This is a genomic window from Frankia sp. Allo2 (assembly GCF_000733325.1).
In the GTDB taxonomy this organism is placed as follows: domain Bacteria; phylum Actinomycetota; class Actinomycetes; order Frankiales; family Frankiaceae; genus Frankia; species Frankia casuarinae.
Window position 1 is genome coordinate 73,564 of record NZ_JPHT01000009.1, and the last position, 15,196, is coordinate 88,759.

Sequence of the window (15,196 nt, forward strand, 5' to 3'; positions counted from 1 at the left end):
TCGCCATCCCGTCGCCCTCCTAGCGAGGCGGCGCAGCGCAGCGTCCGCCCGCTCTCCGGGTCCATCTGCTCATCTCCGATCTCGGATCGACCTCGTGTCGAAAGGATCGGCCGAGGCATCGTCGCCTCGTTCCCCGCCTTCCGGTCCGGTGTGCCGNCCGAGGTCNCCCGCGAGTTGCAATNCCNTNTTNCCCTGCCACTGGGAGGTGATTGCCGTGGCCACCGCCACGACCAACCTGCTCAACACTCCGATCGAAGATCAGCGCGTCGAGCGTGTCCGCCGCGCGGCGCTGTCGGCCTACGTGGACGGAAAGATCTCCTTCGCGCAGGCGAACCTGCGGGTGCGCAAGGCCCTTCAGCGATTCGGGGTCTGACGAGCCAGCCGGGTCGTCGAGATGCGGCTGGCGGCGCCTCGACGACCCGGCCGGAGAGGAAACCCTGATCGCCCGGTCCGCGCCTGCTCTGCTCCGGGCCGGGCAGCAAACCTGGGCGGCGGGGATACGCGGGAAACGTGCGAGCGGGAAACGTGCGAGCGGGAAACGTGCGAGGCGGGCAAGCGGGAGACGGCCGGGCGCCCGGGCGATCGGGGGGTGAACCCGAGCGGCCGGCCACGACGACTATCTCACCGAAAGCACACGGCGCATCACTATAAGTTCTTCGACATGCCGCTGCGGTGAGCAACCGTGCCGGTACGAGCGTTAGAAGCCGCTTCGTCCCGGGCCCTTGCCGGCTGCCCCGGCTCCGCCTCCGATGGCTCGACCACCTCCGGCCGGCCGTCCAGGGGCGCGACGCCGTCCCCCAACCCGCGGTCGTCGGGGGTGGGTCGCAGCACGCTCTCAAGTTCGTCCACGGACCGGTCTGCCGCCATCCGATCACGGCCGAGAGCGGCGATTCCGGCCGCGACCAGGACCATCGCGACGATGAACGCCGCGCGGCGGACGCCGTCGGGCGCCGGCTCGCTGAACAGCGTCAGGCCCAGAGTCACCGGCAGGAAGGCGGAGACCCCGCTGGTCACCGGGAAGGCGATGACGGCGGCGCGCCCTTGCAGGCCACGCTGCTGAAGACCGAGCGCCAGCACGGAGAACAGCACGAGGACGTAGGGCGTCGGAGTGGTGAGCAGGTCCACCAGCGTGGACTGCCCCTCACGTCGTTCGTTCACCGCCAGGCCGATCTGGCGGGTCGCCAGCGTGGCGATGGCGTAGCTGACCCCGGCCGCGGCCCCGAATCCGAACGCGGCGCCCGCGACCATCTCCCGCACCGCGGCCAGGTTGGCGAGGGACGCGCAGAGCAGCGCGAAGACCAGACCGAGGACCAGGAAGGCCAGCAGGACATCGGTGCTGGCCGAGCTGCCGACCTCCGCTCGGCGCGTGAAGGCGAAGGCGAGCAGGCCGATACCGCCGACCATCGCGACCACGCCCAGCCAGCCGGTCAGGCTGATGTTCTCGCCGAGCACCCGCTGCGCCAGCAGGGTGAAGACGATCATGTCGAGGGCCATCACCGGGGCGACCATCGCCACCGGGGCCACGGACAGCGCATACACCTCCAGCAGGAACGAGCCCGCCTCCACGGCGAGGCCGATCAGCCACAGGGGGCGCAGCACCAGTCGGGCCAGCAGCGCAAGCCCCAGCCCCGAGCTCTCCTCCTCCCGGCGGGCAGCGCGGGCCTGGACGAGCGGCGCGATCCCGTAGAGAGCCGCCGAGACGACCGCGGTCGGCAGACCGATCACCAGGGCTCTGCTCATGTCCCGTCCAACATCGTGGCCCTCGGGATCCGTCCCGAACCGTGGGTTCGCCTCACCAGTCCGCGCCGAAACCGATCTGCGCCAGAGCCGCCCCGAATGCCCGCTCCCACGCGTGCGGGCCGATCGCCACCCGGTCCGACGGTGGCTTGACCCGGTCAAGGCACGCGAGCGCGGATCTGGTCAACGACACCGGGTCGGTGTTCGTCACCTCGGCATGACCTCGCTCGAGCTCCTTCTGAAGGTTATCCCGGCCATGCCCCGGCACCACGTCGATGAGCAGCAGGTCCCGGCCGATCACCCGAGCCTCGCTGCAGGTGTCCCCGGACGACGTGACGACCAGGTCGCTCGCCGCCATCAGCGCCGGGACGCGATCGGTGAAGCCGAACGGGATGACCTTGTGCTGCTGTTCCGACAGAGACGCCAACCGCGCGGCCAACCGCTGGTTGCGGCCGGCCACCGCAAGCACGTAGATGCCCGCCGCGGCCATGGCCGCGGCACCCTCTACCAACGGTCCCAGCCCCCAGGAGCCGGACATCAGCAGCACGCAGGGAGCGTCCGCGGGGATGCCGAGCGCGGCCCGCGCCTCCTCCTGGGTGGGCGGGTCGTAGAAGGGTTCCCGGACCGGGGTCGGGACCACCGAGATCAGCGCGTTCGGCGAGAACCGCCGCACGTACCGGGCGGCGGTCTGCGAGGTGACCAGGTAGAGGTCGGTGTTGTCGTGTACCCACAGCCGGTGCACGCAGCAGTCGGTGGAGAACACCGCCGTCACCAGGCCGGGGAACTCGGCCTTGACCCGGCTGGCCGCCGCGGCTCCGGTAGCGAAGATCGAGATCACGAGATCGGTCGGCTGGGCGGCCAGTTCCTCGCGCAATGCCGGGACGACGAACCGGCTCGAGGTCCTCTCGATGGCCTGGGCGAGCCGGCCACCGGTTCTCATCTGTGAGAAGTGCACGGCATCATACAGGCCCGGAACGGCGATCATGCCACGGAAGACCTTCTCCCCCCGGGAGCCGTTGCGCCCACCGAGCATGCGCAGGCTGTCGGCGGTCCGGGTGGTGAACCCGCGCCGGGTGAGCGACGCGCCGCACGCCTGTGCCATCACGTCGTGGCCCATCCCGAGCGAGCCCGACAGCAGCAGCGCGCCGCCGCGTCGCGTCGGCGTCCCGGCGGGCCGGACATCGACGCCGTGCGTGCGCGGATCGGCGGGGAGGGCGCCGGCGNCCGGNCCCCCCGCTGCGGCCGGCCCTGGCAGGACAGGTTCCGTGACCCCCGGTTCGCCGGCGGCTGGNGGGCCGCCGNCCCCCGCCTCAACATCATCTTCGGATGGTCCATTCACCGTGCTACCGCCGATCTGCGCCATGGTCACTCCGAGGAGGCCGCGGAGATATCGAGGTCGCCGACAGGCGGGAGCGCCTGAGCCGGAGGCCGTCGATTTGCCAGATACCACTCGATGTACTGCCGGACACCCTCCGAGAAGGGTGTGGTCGGTCGCCATCCGAGCACCTCCGCGGCCCGCTGCGCGGAGATCTCCCGACCGCGGAAGTCCCCGGGGCGCGCAGGCATGTGTTCGATGGCGGTGCCGGGGAAGTACTCCTGGACGGCCCGTGCCATCTCCAGCACACTGACCGATTCGCTGCCCTCGAGGGCGAGCGTAGTGTTGGCCGCGTCGGGGGTCAGAGCCAGCACGTGCGCCTCGGCCAGGTCCCGGACGAAAACGTAGTTGCGGAACTGCAGACCGTCGCCGGCCACCGTCAGCGACTCGCCGTTCAGAGCCTTGCGGACAAAGCGGGCCAGCACCAGCTCGTCACGCATTCCGGGGCCGTAGGGGATGCCGTAACGCAGGATCGTGAACGGCAGCCCGTAGGTCTGCTGATAGCTGTGCAGCAGCAGTTCGGCGGCCAGTTTCGTCGAGGTGTAGACATGCCCGGCGCGGCCCAGCGTGATCTCGGCGTCCTCCGTCAGCGGCGCCGAACCGGCCCGGTCACCGACCGCCCCGTACACCCAGACGGTGCTGGCGAACAGCACCCGGCGAACCCCGACCTGCCGCGCCGCCTCGCAGATGTTCCCGGTGCCCTCGACGTTGAGCCGCACGGTGCGCACCGGGTCGGCGAACGCGAAGTCCACATTGGACATCCCCGCGATGTGGAAGACGGCCTCGACGCCCCTCAGCGCGGCGGTGACCGCCGGCAGATCAAGCACGTCGAGGTGCTGGTAACTAGCCCGGGGGTCGACCGGCCGGTGTTCGACGTCCAGTGAGAGAACGTCGTGACCGGCGTCAAGCAGACGGTCGACCACATGGCTGCCGATGAAACCNGACCCTCCGGTTACCGCGATCTTCATCGTCATCCGTCCAGGCTCAGGCTCTGCAGCGCGGCGGCGAAGGACGCGACCACATGGTCGGCCTCCGCCTCGGTCATGTCCGAATGGATGGGCAGGCACACGTGCCGGGCGCAGATGTCCTCGGCGACCGGAAGGGACCGGAGCGCATAGTCGCCGAAGACCGGCTGCCGGTGCAGCGGCGACTCGTAAACCTCACCGCTCAGGGAGACGCCGTGGCGTTCCTTCAGCTCCTTCTTCAGCCGGCCGCGGTCGATTCCGGGGCGGGGCAGGACGATGTACTTGTAGTAGTTGCAGAGACCATCCGGCGGCACCTGCAGGCGGGNGNCGGNACCCNNGGNGTCCAGCGCGGCGTCGTACCGCGCGGCTACGGCGGCGCGGGNCGCCAGGAAGTCAGCGAGATGCCGCAGATGCACCCGGCCGGTGACCGCATGAATCTCGCTGAGCCGCCAGGCGTACCCCTGCTTGATATGGACGTTCCCGAGAAAACCGGCTTTGCCCTGGTCACGATAGATCCGAGCGGCTTCGTGAATGGCGGGATCGGACGTGAGGATCATTCCGCCCTCACCGCTCGTGATGACCTTGGTTGGATAGAACGAGAACGCTCCCGCGATCCCGAACGACCCAGCGTGGCCGTCGCCGTGGCGGCTGCCGTGGGCATGTGCCGCGTCCTCGACCAGCGCGATGCCTCGATCGTCACAGAAGGCCCGCAACTCGGCCACGTCCGGCGGGATCAGCCCACCGATATGGACCAGGACAACGGCGCGGGTCCGCGGCGTCACCGCGGCCTCGACACTGCGGGCGGTCAGGGCAAAGGTGTCCGAACTCACATCCGCGAAAACCGGCATGGCACCGGCCCGCAGCACCGCGAAAGCGGTCGCCGCAAACGTGTTCGTCGGCACGACGACATCCGCGCCTTCGACACCGTGACTGCGAAGGATGATCTCCAATGCGGCTGTTCCACTGCTCACGGCGACCGCGAACGGGGCCTCGTGAGCCGCGGCGAATGCCGCCTCGAATTCAGCGGTATGGACGCCCAAGGTCAGCGCACCGGTGGCCAGGATCTCGGTCGCGGCCGATGCGATCTCCGCGCGATCCTCCGGTGAGAAGACGATACGCGCCGCAGGGACATGCACCTGTTCACCCCTACCTTCCGAGTCATTCCCGTGCGAGCGAGCCGGCCAGCCCCCATAGCGGCTGCGCCGCGACGAAGGACCCGGTCGGGACGAGCCGCGGCCTTCGCGGCATCACCGACTCCGAATTCCGCCGGCCTCCCGCCAGCGACCTACCGCGCTCCCTCCGACCCCTACGGAGGCAACCATCGGCTTTGTCGGTACATGCCCAAAACAGGCTATCGATCCCGATCGCCGGCATGTCCGCAGCCCATGGCCACTCCCCACGAAACATCTCATATCTGTCCGAACGTAGCCAGACCTGTCAGCAAGGCGATATTCCCGCAAGAGGGGAAAGGCATCCGTCACTAAAAACCGCCAACCCGCAACACGTGGTGATCGACGGCGACGCCACTCACCGCGACGACCACGGGGCCGCCCACGGCGACCCAGACCTGCTCCTCCAGCACCGCAGCCGTCCGGACCTCGTCGTTACGGCACCGCCGTTACGACACCGCCGTTACGACACCGCCGTTACGACACCGCCGTTACGACACCGCCGTTACGACACCGGTCCCGACCAGCCGCTTCCCGGGCACGGCCAAGGCCGGGAGACCTGCATCGTCGCGCCTCCGATACCCAGCGCAACGCTCAATCACTCCGAGTAATACTCTCCCAGGTAGCCACGGAGGCAGCGGACGCCACCCCGCTGTCCGTTCCTGTCGATGAACCGCGACCTCGACCGAGGACGCAGGGCGGGAACGAGCAGACACTGCGGCAGACACTGATCGCCACGCGAACCACGCCCGTGGGCACGCGGACGACGATCAGTTGAAGACGGATGAACCGGATGGATGACGCGGCCGGCCGGGGCTGACCGGCTGTCGAGAAATCACCCGGTCGGAGTGGGCGACCAGGAAAAGATCCTCAACGGTCGAACCAGGGCCGTTCGCTCGGGAACGGTCTGGATGCAACCGGACACAAGTAGTCCCGACGAGACCATCTCACCCAACGTACGGGGGGAACGCAGGTATACGGCCTCGTCGGGACTTGGTGAAAGTGTACGACCCCCATCTGTCGGGCGCGACGGGACCAAGGTCCCTAACGGTTTCCGCACCCTCGACTCTTGCCAAAGAGCGCCGCAGTGTGCCTCGTGGGGCGAGAATGGTCACGATGCCGTCTCCCGGAAACCGATCTTGCACCGGCGTGTGCCGTAGGGCGGCCAGTGGGACGGCCGCCTCCACGCCAGCCCGATTTTGATCGCCAGGGTTCTGGCGACGTCCCCCGCACCTCCGGAGACGGACGACTCGGGCACCAGGGCCGGCGGGGTCGGCAACGGGGCGGGCGGCTCGCCCGGGCCGGACGGCAGTCCCCGAAAGGTCGAAATTTCGGGCTAGATTACCGGTTCTGTTGCACATGGGAAACATCAGAATGCTTCGCTGCACCCCGTGCGGCGAAGGGAGTGGCGGCGGTCACGGGAATATCCGCGGCGGNGGGATGCCCGTGGCACACGACGCGTATTCCCGGGAACGGGNGTGACGCCGCACGGGGCCGCCGGGCTCCGGTACCGGACCGGTCACCTCGCCGGACCGAGTGCACACGCGCTGTTCGCACCCGGCGGCGTCGGGCGTCCTGCGCATCGGCCGAGGCGGGTCGACCGCCGACGCATCTACGCAGGCCGGTCCAGCATTACATGATCGCCGCCCCGCGGTGGCCGTCTCATCGCCAATCCGACAACACGGCCGCGAACGGCCTGAACGCAGGCCTGGCGGTGTTGTATCAGGGGTGGGACACGTCGCCGCGGCCGGCGACGATGGAACCACCCGCCCGACGAACCGAACGGCAGAGACCTGGGATGGATGACGAAGCACCGGCCTGGTTCGAGGCCGCCCTTGACCACCGACCGGAGCGGCACGAGACCGAGGTGGCGGGCGCGACTATCAGTTACCGCTGCTGGGGCAGGGGCGGCCGGCCGGCGATCGTGCTGGTCCACGGTGGTGCCGCCCACGCGGGCTGGTGGGACCACATCGCGCCGATGATTCCGCGGGAGTACCGCGTCATCGCACTGGATCTGTCCGGCCACGGTGACAGCGACCGGCGCGAGGACTACTCGCTCAGTACCTGGGCGGCCGAGGTGATCGGTGTCATCGACCACGCCAAGGTCGCCTCGCCCCCGATCATCATCGGGCACAGCATGGGCGGCTGGGTGACGATCACCACCGCAGCCCAGTACCCGGACCGGGTCGCCGGCATCGTCGTCGTCGACTCCCCCGTGCAGGAGTTCACCCCGGAGGAACGGGCGGCCCGGGACCGGACGGCGTTCGGCCCGCTGCGGGTGTATCCGACAGCGACCGACGCGCTGGCCCGGTTCCGGGCGGTGCCGGAGCAGCCCTACGTGCTGCCGTTCATCATCGATCACGTCGCCCGGGGTTCGATCGGGTCGGTCCAGGGCGGCTGGACGTGGAAGTTCGACCCGAAGGTGTTCGGCAACCGGACCCCGTCGCCCGAGGTACTACGCAAGGTGCACTGCCGGGTCGCGCTCTTTCGGGCCGAGAAGGGCCTGCTCACCCCCGACATCGGTGTCCAGATGTACAACCTGCTCGGGCGGGTGGCACCGGTGATCGAGATCCCGCTCGCCGGCCATCACGTCATGCTCGATCAGCCGTTGCTACTGGTCACCGGGATCCGGACGATCCTCGCCGACTGGGAGCACTCCTCCCCGCAGGAACGGGTGGACTGACGACCGGGTGCGCCGGCCGCGGGCGCGGGAGCCCGGCGGAAAGCGGACGAGACGGTAATTCGTCCCAGGTGGCGCGACTGCCGGGGTTAAGCCGCCGATCCTAGGGAATCCGCAGATCGTACGTTGTTCCGCGGGTACGGCTACGCGGACGCCCCGCCAGGAGAAGCCGCAAGGAGAACCCATGAGGAGTGCGCACCGGCGGCAGTCGGGAACGATCGGTATTCCCTACCCGGACGATAGCGCCCCATACGTGGCTGGTGCACGGGTGCGGACCTCATCGGATGCCACCCAGGCTCTCCGGGCCGCGCCGGGCCCGCCGGCTGCCGGGAGCACGAGCGGGGACCGCGGATCGACCGGCAACCACGGATCGACCGGCAACCACGGATCGACCGGTGACCGCGAATCAACCGGCAACCACGAATCAACCGGGGAGCTGGTGTCCGACGTCGTCTCGGACATCTCCACACTGTTCCGCCAGGAGCTCGCCCTCGCCAAGGCCGAGATGCGCGAGGAGGTGGAGAAGGCCGGCAAGGGCGCCCGCATGTTCGCCGTAGCGGGCGGCGCCGGTTACTTCACCCTGCTTTTCGCCTTGTTGGCCGTCATGTTCGGCTTGGGGGAGGTGATGGCGCTGGGCTGGGCCGCCCTCATCATCACTGTCGTCCTCGGCGTCGTCGCGGCCGTGCTGGCCATGAGGGGTCGTTCCACCGTGCGCACGGTCCACCCCACTCCGGCGCAGACCGTGGAGACGCTGCGCGAGGACGTCCAGTGGGCGCAGGGCCGCCGCGGGTAGTTCGTCCCCCACCACCCTCGGGTTCGTCCACCCGCCCACCACCCCGTGTCGCCACTCCCGTGCCGCCCACCACCCCGTGTTTCCGCGGAACCACCGGCAGAAGCATCAGAAAGGTCAGGTTCGCAGTGACAAGCACGAGTCCGGATAAGATCCGGTCCGACATCGAGGCGACCCGGGCGCGGCTCGGCAGCGACCTCGACCAGCTCTCCGACCGGGTCAGCCCGCAGAAGGTCGCCGGTCGCACCGCACAGGACATCAAACGCCGGGTGACCACGGCGACCGAGGCGGTCCGCCCGAAGGTCGCGGCGACGACGGAGATCGCGGCCGAAAAGGCCCGGGACACGGCGGATCAGGCGAAGGCCACCGTACGCCGGCAGCTTGACGCCCACCCGCAGCTCGCCGTGACCGCACAGAAGGCCCGCGCGACGGCCGGCAGCGCCGCGGGTACGGCCACGCAGACCGTGCACAAGCAGCTCGAGGCGCACCCGCAGGTGGCGGCGAAGGCCGGCCAGGTGCGCGACACCGCGGGCAGCGCCCTCACGGCCGGCCGGCAGAAGGCCGCCGACAACCCGCGGGCGGCGGGGTCCGCCGCCGGGCTGGCGGCTCTGCTCGTGATTCTGCTGTTCATCCTCCGGCTCCGGCGGCATTGCGGGATCGACCCGGGGTAGCGGTCCCCGACGCTCTCGGCGGCGCTCGCCACACTCGGCCCGGCGGCGCGCGATCTGGCCGCTCTGGTGGGCGTCCACCTGCTCGCCGACTGTAACTCCAAGTAATCAACTGCGCCGCTCGGCGCCCGNCAAGCCGGGAAGCGCGACGGGCGAGGGCGACGGACTACGGGTCAGATGAGACGGTCAGGGGCACGCGAGCCTGGCGGCCCGCCCGTGGCGCCACGGGTTCCCTCCCGGACGAGCACGGCTGCCGGGAGGAACGCGGACTTCGGCCGAGAGCCGGCCGGAGCGAGGAAGGAGGAGCTGGTGGGACAGATCGAGGTCGTCGTCAGGCGGGTCGTGCCGGGCACCCCCGAGCAGGTTGTCGCGAAGCTCGCGGACTACCAGGGCGCCCGCGCCCGAGCCTGGCCAGAGAACGTCTCCGAGTACCGGGTGTTGGCGGGGGGCCACGGTGCCGGGACCCGCATCGCCTATCGGCTCCAGGCAACCCGCAAGCGGGTGCGTCAGATCGACGCGACCGTCTCCGTCCCCGATGCGAGCACTCTCGTCGAGGCGGACCAGAACTCCTCGCTGTGCACCCGCTGGCACATCGTCCACGGCTCCGGGCCGGACCAGAGCCTGGTCACGGCGACGACGACCTGGGACGGTGCGGGCGGTGTCGGCGGCTTCTTCGAGCGCGCGTTCGCCCCCATCGGCGTCCGCAAGCTGCACACCGCGGTCCTGGACAAGGTTGCCGGACAGTCCGGGGGCTAGGATCCGGCCGCCGAGCGGTGCAGGGTCGGCCATACTTCCCGCGTCGGCCCCGCCGCCATCAAACCTGCCCGGCCCATCAAACCTGCCCGGCCCACCGAACCCGGCCGGCGAGCCGGACCCGGCCGGGCTGGGGCGAAGCCCCGTTAGACGTACATGTACATCCGCACGGTCGTGCCAACCCGGGTCGACCGGAGCTGGACGAGATCGCACAGCTGGTTGACGAGCCACAGCCCGCGGCCGCCGCCCAGGGACAGGTCCGGGCGGCGGCGTCCGGCCAACCGGTCGTACAGCCGGCCGCCNTCGCGGACCTCGCAGATCAGGCAGGCGTCGTCCGTCCAGAGGCGGACCGCTCCGTGGCCCCCGCCGTGGTGCACGCTGTTCGTGGCGACCTCGTGCACGGCCAGCTCGAACTCGCCGGTCCGCTCGGCGCCCAGGCCCCAGGCCAGGGCGACCCGGATCACCTCGGCGCGGACGTGCCCCAAGTCGCGCGGGCCGAAGGCGAACTCGACGCGGGGAACGCCGAGGTCCGGCAGGGCCTCGGCCAGCGGGTCGGGGCCCGGACTCGCGACGGCGGACCCGGGCGGTCGATACCGGGAACTGATCCGGCCCAGCCCGCCCTCCACCACCGCGGGATGGGTGCGCCAGATCTCGTCAACGAGCGCCGGGCCGATCCGGCCCACGTCATAGAGGCACCGCAGCCGCCACGCCGGCGGCGCGGCGAACGCCTCGTTGAGCAACGCCTCGTGCAGCATGGATTCCCGCCGCTCCGGGCCGGACCGGGCCAGCCATGTCGGCTCGCCGATCCCCCGTACCAGCCGACCGCGCTCGACACCGAGATCCAGAAAATCCTGCCAGGCCGGAATAACCCGGGCCGGGTTACGACCAAGCTCGGCCATATCGAGAAAAGAGACGCGCTGCGCGGCCCGACCGAGGGCTGCGCGTAACTGGCGTATCCGCGGCTGTGTCACGGCTACCAGGACGGCCTCGTCGACCGCGAGTCCGGCGAGCACGAAATCGCGCGTTGCGCTGAGGAAACCGGCGTCGCCCTGATACAGGAAAGCCTCGTGCCGAATCCCGTCGGCCCCACTTCCACCGGTGACCGGGCCACAGATGGAGCCCAGGGTGCTCCCGTGGCTCACTTCACACCCCGGCGCGGCAAAACGCGGGTCGCCCCCGTGGGAACCCACCCGCCCACTCACCGCGACCTCAGCGGCGGAATGCCGAGAATACACGCGGCCCGCGCCGGCAGCCCCGTCCCCAGTGTGCACGGGCACATCGTAGGTCATGCCGAACCAATGGGATATACCCCGCAACGCAATCAGACCGCCCAGCTCGTCAGAGCTGGTAGCGGAAACGACCCGACCAGCCCGGAACCGGTTCTCCGGCCGGGCGGACCACGCCGGGCCGGGCCGGTCGCCGCCGTGACCGCGCCACGCGGGGACGATGCCCGAGACCAGGAGGCCGGCGCTCGAGACCAGGAGGCCGCGGGAACGCGGGAACGCGGGAACGCGCACCGGGACCGCCGCCCGCGGGCGGAAAACCTCGTGATCACCCGTAGTCTCGCAGTCAGGGCGTCGGCGCGGGTCTCACCGCGCGGCGCCCGAGCGACGACGCGGCCGACCCCGGCCCGGCGACCGAAGATCGACGAGAAGGCGGATCAGGGATTGTGACGACGACATCTGTCCCGCAGCGTTCCATCCATCAGCGGATCGCCGAGGAGCTCGGCGTGCGCCAGGGGCAGGTGACGGCGGCGGTCGACCTGCTCGACGGTGGTGCCACCGTGCCCTTCATCGCCCGCTACCGCAAGGAGGCGACCGGCACCCTCGACGACACGCAGCTGCGCACGCTGGAGGAACGGCTGCGTTACCTGCGGGAGCTGGAGGATCGGCGCGCCGCGATCCTCGAATCGATCCGGTCGCAGGGCAAGCTGGACGACGCCCTGGAGGCGCAGATCCTCGCCGCCGACTCCAAGGCCCGGTTGGAGGACATCTACCTGCCCTTCAAGCCGAAGCGGCGGACCAGGGCGCAGATCGCCCGGGAGGCCGGCCTCGAACCGCTGGCGGAGAGCCTGCTGGGCGACCCCTCGCTCGACCCGTACGCCACGGCGACGGCCTACGTCGATCCGGAGAAGGGTGTGGCCGACGCGGGTGCCGCGCTGGAGGGGGCGCGGGCGATCCTCGTCGAACGGTTCGCCGAGGACGCCGACCTGATCGGCACGCTGCGCGAGCGGATGTGGTCGCGTGGTGTCCTGGTATCCCGGGTCCGGGAGGGCAAGGAGGAGGCGGGGGCGAAGTTCTCGGACTACTTCGACTTCTCGGAGCCGTTCACCTCGTTGCCGTCGCACCGCATCCTCGCGGCGTTCCGGGGGGAAAAGGAGGAGATCCTCGACCTGACCCTCGAACCGGACGTGCCGGCGGAGCCGGACGCCGCCCCGCCGCCCGGGCCGACCGACTACGAGACGCGGATCGCCGAGGCGTTCGGGATCTCCGACGCGGGCCGACCGGCGGACCGGTGGCTCCTCGACACGGTCCGCTGGGCCTGGCGCACCCGCATCCTCGTGCACCTCGGCATCGATCTACGGATGCGGCTGTGGACGGCCGCCGAGGACACCGCCGTGCGGGTGTTCGCGGCGAACCTGCGTGACCTGCTGCTCGCGGCGCCGGCCGGAACCCGGGCGACCATGGGTCTCGACCCGGGGTACCGCACCGGAGTGAAGGTCGCCGTGGTCGACCCGACCGGCAAGGTGGTCGCCACCGACACCATTCATCCGCACGTCCCGGCGCGGCGGTGGGACGAGTCGATCGCCACCCTGGCCCGGCTCGCCCGGGAGCATCGCGTCGACCTGATCTCGATCGGGAACGGGACGGCCTCCCGGGAGACCGACAAGCTCGCCGAGGACCTCATCCGCCGGCACTCGGAGCTGTCGCTGACGAAGGTGACGGTCTCGGAGGCGGGGGCGTCGGTGTACTCGGCGTCCGCCTACGCCGCGGCGGAGCTTCCGGGGCTCGACGTCTCACTGCGCGGGGCCGTGTCGATCGCCCGGCGGCTGCAGGACCCGCTCGCGGAGCTGGTGAAGATCGACCCGAAATCGATCGGGGTTGGGCAGTACCAGCACGACCTGTCCGAGTCCCGGCTGTCGTCGTCCCTGGACGCGGTGGTCGAGGACTGCGTGAACGCGGTGGGGGTGGACGTCAACACCGCGTCCGCCCCGCTGCTGACCCGGGTGTCCGGAATCGGGGCGAGCCTCGCGGAGAGCGTGGTGCGCCACCGCGACACGCACGGGCCGTTCCAGACCAGGGCCGCCCTGAAGGACGTCCCCCGCCTCGGGCCGAAGGCGTTCGAGCAGTGCGCCGGCTTCCTGCGCATCCCCGACGGGGACGACCCGCTGGATGCCTCCAGCGTGCACCCCGAGTCCTACCCGGTGGTGCGGCGCATCCTCGCGGCGACCAGCGGCGACCTCGGCTCCCTCATCGGCAACGGGGCGGTCCTGCGAGCCCTGAAGCCGAGCGAGTTCGTCGACGACACCTTCGGCCTGCCGACCGTCACCGACATCCTCGCCGAGTTGGAGAAGCCCGGCCGTGACCCGCGGCCGGCCTTCAGGACGGCGGCATTCACCGAGGGGATCGAGNCGCTCGCGGACCTGGTCCCCGGCATGACCCTGGAGGGGACCGTCACGAACGTCGCCGCGTTCGGGGCCTTCGTCGACATCGGCGTTCACCAGGACGGCCTGGTGCACGTGTCGGCGATGTCGAAGAACTTCGTCAGCGATCCGCGCGAGGTCGTCAAGCCCGGCGACATCGTGACGGTGAAGGTTCTCGACGTCGACATCCCCCGCAAGCGGATCTCGCTGACGCTGCGGCTGGACGACGAGGCCGGTGCCGGGGGCCCGGGCCGCCGGGACGGCGAGGGTGACCGGCGGGGAGCCGCGGGGGCGGGCGCCGGACGCGGCGGAAGCCGTGATCATGGTGATCGGCGGAATGGCGGCCGGGGCACCGCGAGTGCGGGCGCCGGACGCGGCGGAAGCCGTGATCATGGTGATCGGCGGAATGGCGGCCGGGGCACCGCGAGTGGCGAACGCGGTGGTGCCGGCGGGCGCGGAGCCGGTGGTGCCGGCGGGCGCGGTGCCGGTGGTGCCGGCGGGCGCGGTGCCGGTGGCAGGAACGGTTCCGGTGGCCGCGGTGGATCCAGCGTGCCGGACGGCGCGATCGCCGAGGCGCTGCGCCGGGCCGGCATCGTCAACGGCGACCAGATCACTCTCGGTGAGTCCGGCCGCAAGCGCGGCTGACCCACTGACCAGGTGACGGGTGGGGCCGGTGGGTCGGGCCGGTGGGAATCACCGGCTCCGGTGCCGCCCACCGACCCCACCCACCTGGCCCCCAGGGTGCTTCGCGGATCGACGGTACGGATCCCCGAAGCACCCCGACGGCGGGCGAAGCCCGGTGCCGCCAGAAATACGGCATCGTCAGAAATACGGTGCCGTCAGAAAGAACCGATGATGATGCCGGTAATGGTGAGTCGATACTCGAAGGCGCTGAACAGCAGGGTGCGGCAGGCGGATATCACGCGACTTCGGTGAGCAGTCCGGTGGCAACATCGAAGATGAAGCCGCGGATGGCGTCGGTATGCGGGATGAACGGGCTCGCCTTGATCCGCGCAATCGACTGGCGTATGTCTTCGGCCAGGTCGGTAAACGACTCCACGGCCCATTCTGGTTTGATCCCGGTCTCGTCCTGGATCGAGCGTTTAAAATCGTCGTCGGTGAAGGTCAGCATGCCGCAGTCGGTGTGGTGGATCAGGATGATCTCGCGGGTGCCGAGCAGGCGCTGGCTGATCGCGAGGGAACGGATCTCGTCGTCGGTGACGACGCCGCCGGCGTTGCGGATGACGTGAGCCTCGCCGTCGCCCAGGCCAAGGATCGCGTAGACGTTGAGCCGTGCGTCCATGCAGGCGACGGCGGCGATGTGCTTGGACGGCGGCAGCGGAAGCGGCCCGGCGAAGGTCTTCGCGTAGGCGGCGTTGTTGGTCAGGTAGTCGTCGGTGACGGACATGGGTCCTT

General features: G+C 70.3%; 13 protein-coding genes. 7 read left to right on the forward strand and 6 right to left on the reverse strand.

Translation table 11 applies throughout. The annotated features are described in order from the left end of the window. Positions 1-214 precede the first annotated feature (214 nt). Positions 215-373, forward strand: coding sequence for a hypothetical protein (locus tag ALLO2_RS26310; RefSeq protein ID WP_023840144.1), 159 nt, complete (start codon positions 215-217; stop codon positions 371-373). Positions 374-645: 272 nt separating this feature from the next. On the opposite strand, the gene ALLO2_RS08945 is transcribed toward ALLO2_RS26310, so the two are convergent. The 4 genes from ALLO2_RS08945 to ALLO2_RS08960 all read right to left on the reverse strand — a co-directional run bounded on the left by ALLO2_RS08945 (position 646) and on the right by ALLO2_RS08960 (position 5,213). Next, positions 646-1,740, reverse strand: coding sequence for a DMT family transporter (locus ALLO2_RS08945; protein ID WP_011434695.1), 1,095 nt, complete (start codon positions 1,738-1,740; stop codon positions 646-648). Positions 1,741-1,792: 52 nt separating this feature from the next. Continuing rightward, on the reverse strand, positions 1,793-3,100 hold the full coding sequence (locus ALLO2_RS08950; RefSeq protein WP_035731104.1) for a glycosyl hydrolase: 1,308 nt from the start codon (positions 3,098-3,100) through the stop codon (positions 1,793-1,795). Positions 3,101-3,102: 2 nt separating this feature from the next. Then, positions 3,103-4,080, reverse strand: coding sequence for an NAD(P)-dependent oxidoreductase (locus ALLO2_RS08955; RefSeq protein WP_035731106.1), 978 nt, complete (start codon positions 4,078-4,080; stop codon positions 3,103-3,105). Positions 4,081-4,082: 2 nt separating this feature from the next. Next, the gene (locus ALLO2_RS08960; protein ID WP_035731108.1) at positions 4,083-5,213 is read right to left on the reverse strand and encodes a DegT/DnrJ/EryC1/StrS aminotransferase family protein; all 1,131 of its coding nucleotides are present in this window, start codon (positions 5,211-5,213) and stop codon (positions 4,083-4,085) included. 368 nt (positions 5,214-5,581) lie between these two features. On the opposite strand from ALLO2_RS08960, the gene ALLO2_RS26315 reads away from it, so the two are divergent. From ALLO2_RS26315 to ALLO2_RS08985, 5 genes are all read left to right on the forward strand, one after another. After that, the gene (locus ALLO2_RS26315) at positions 5,582-5,857 is read left to right on the forward strand and encodes a hypothetical protein (protein WP_035731110.1); all 276 of its coding nucleotides are present in this window, start codon (positions 5,582-5,584) and stop codon (positions 5,855-5,857) included. A 1,187-nt stretch (positions 5,858-7,044) separates the two neighbouring features. Beyond that, complete coding sequence (locus ALLO2_RS08970) at positions 7,045-7,929, forward strand: alpha/beta fold hydrolase (protein WP_023840146.1); 885 nt, start codon at positions 7,045-7,047, stop codon at positions 7,927-7,929. A 265-nt stretch (positions 7,930-8,194) separates the two neighbouring features. After that, positions 8,195-8,719 carry a phage holin family protein gene (locus ALLO2_RS08975; RefSeq protein WP_232234983.1) on the forward strand — a complete coding sequence of 175 codons (525 nt, stop codon included), beginning with the start codon at positions 8,195-8,197 and terminating at the stop codon, positions 8,717-8,719. A 125-nt stretch (positions 8,720-8,844) separates the two neighbouring features. Further along, positions 8,845-9,387 (forward strand): DUF3618 domain-containing protein, encoded by a 543-nt coding sequence (locus ALLO2_RS08980; RefSeq protein ID WP_023840147.1) that lies wholly within the window; start codon positions 8,845-8,847, stop codon positions 9,385-9,387. A 306-nt stretch (positions 9,388-9,693) separates the two neighbouring features. Further along, the gene (locus ALLO2_RS08985; protein ID WP_011434688.1) at positions 9,694-10,140 is read left to right on the forward strand and encodes an SRPBCC family protein; all 447 of its coding nucleotides are present in this window, start codon (positions 9,694-9,696) and stop codon (positions 10,138-10,140) included. Between the two features lie 143 nt (positions 10,141-10,283). Here the strand turns inward: ALLO2_RS08985 and ALLO2_RS08990 are convergent, their stop codons facing one another. Further along, positions 10,284-11,279 carry a sensor histidine kinase gene (locus ALLO2_RS08990; RefSeq protein WP_035731112.1) on the reverse strand — a complete coding sequence of 332 codons (996 nt, stop codon included), beginning with the start codon at positions 11,277-11,279 and terminating at the stop codon, positions 10,284-10,286. A 527-nt stretch (positions 11,280-11,806) separates the two neighbouring features. Here ALLO2_RS08990 and ALLO2_RS09000 point away from each other — a divergent pair. Next, complete coding sequence (locus ALLO2_RS09000) at positions 11,807-14,425, forward strand: Tex family protein (RefSeq protein WP_035731116.1); 2,619 nt, start codon at positions 11,807-11,809, stop codon at positions 14,423-14,425. Between the two features lie 274 nt (positions 14,426-14,699). Here the strand turns inward: ALLO2_RS09000 and ALLO2_RS09005 are convergent, their stop codons facing one another. Then, positions 14,700-15,188, reverse strand: a complete 489-nt coding sequence (locus tag ALLO2_RS09005) for a carbonic anhydrase (protein WP_011434685.1) — start codon at positions 15,186-15,188, stop codon at positions 14,700-14,702. Between the last annotated feature and the right edge of the window lie 8 nt (positions 15,189-15,196).

Coding starts and splice junctions, on each gene's coding strand:
- ALLO2_RS08945 (WP_011434695.1), bottom strand. CDS start 1,740: ATGAGCAGAGCCCTGGTGATCGGTCTGCCGACCGCGGTCGTCTCGGCG.
- ALLO2_RS08970 (WP_023840146.1), top strand. CDS start 7,045: ATGGATGACGAAGCACCGGCCTGGTTCGAGGCCGCCCTTGACCACCGA.
- ALLO2_RS09005 (WP_011434685.1), bottom strand. CDS start 15,188: ATGTCCGTCACCGACGACTACCTGACCAACAACGCCGCCTACGCGAAG.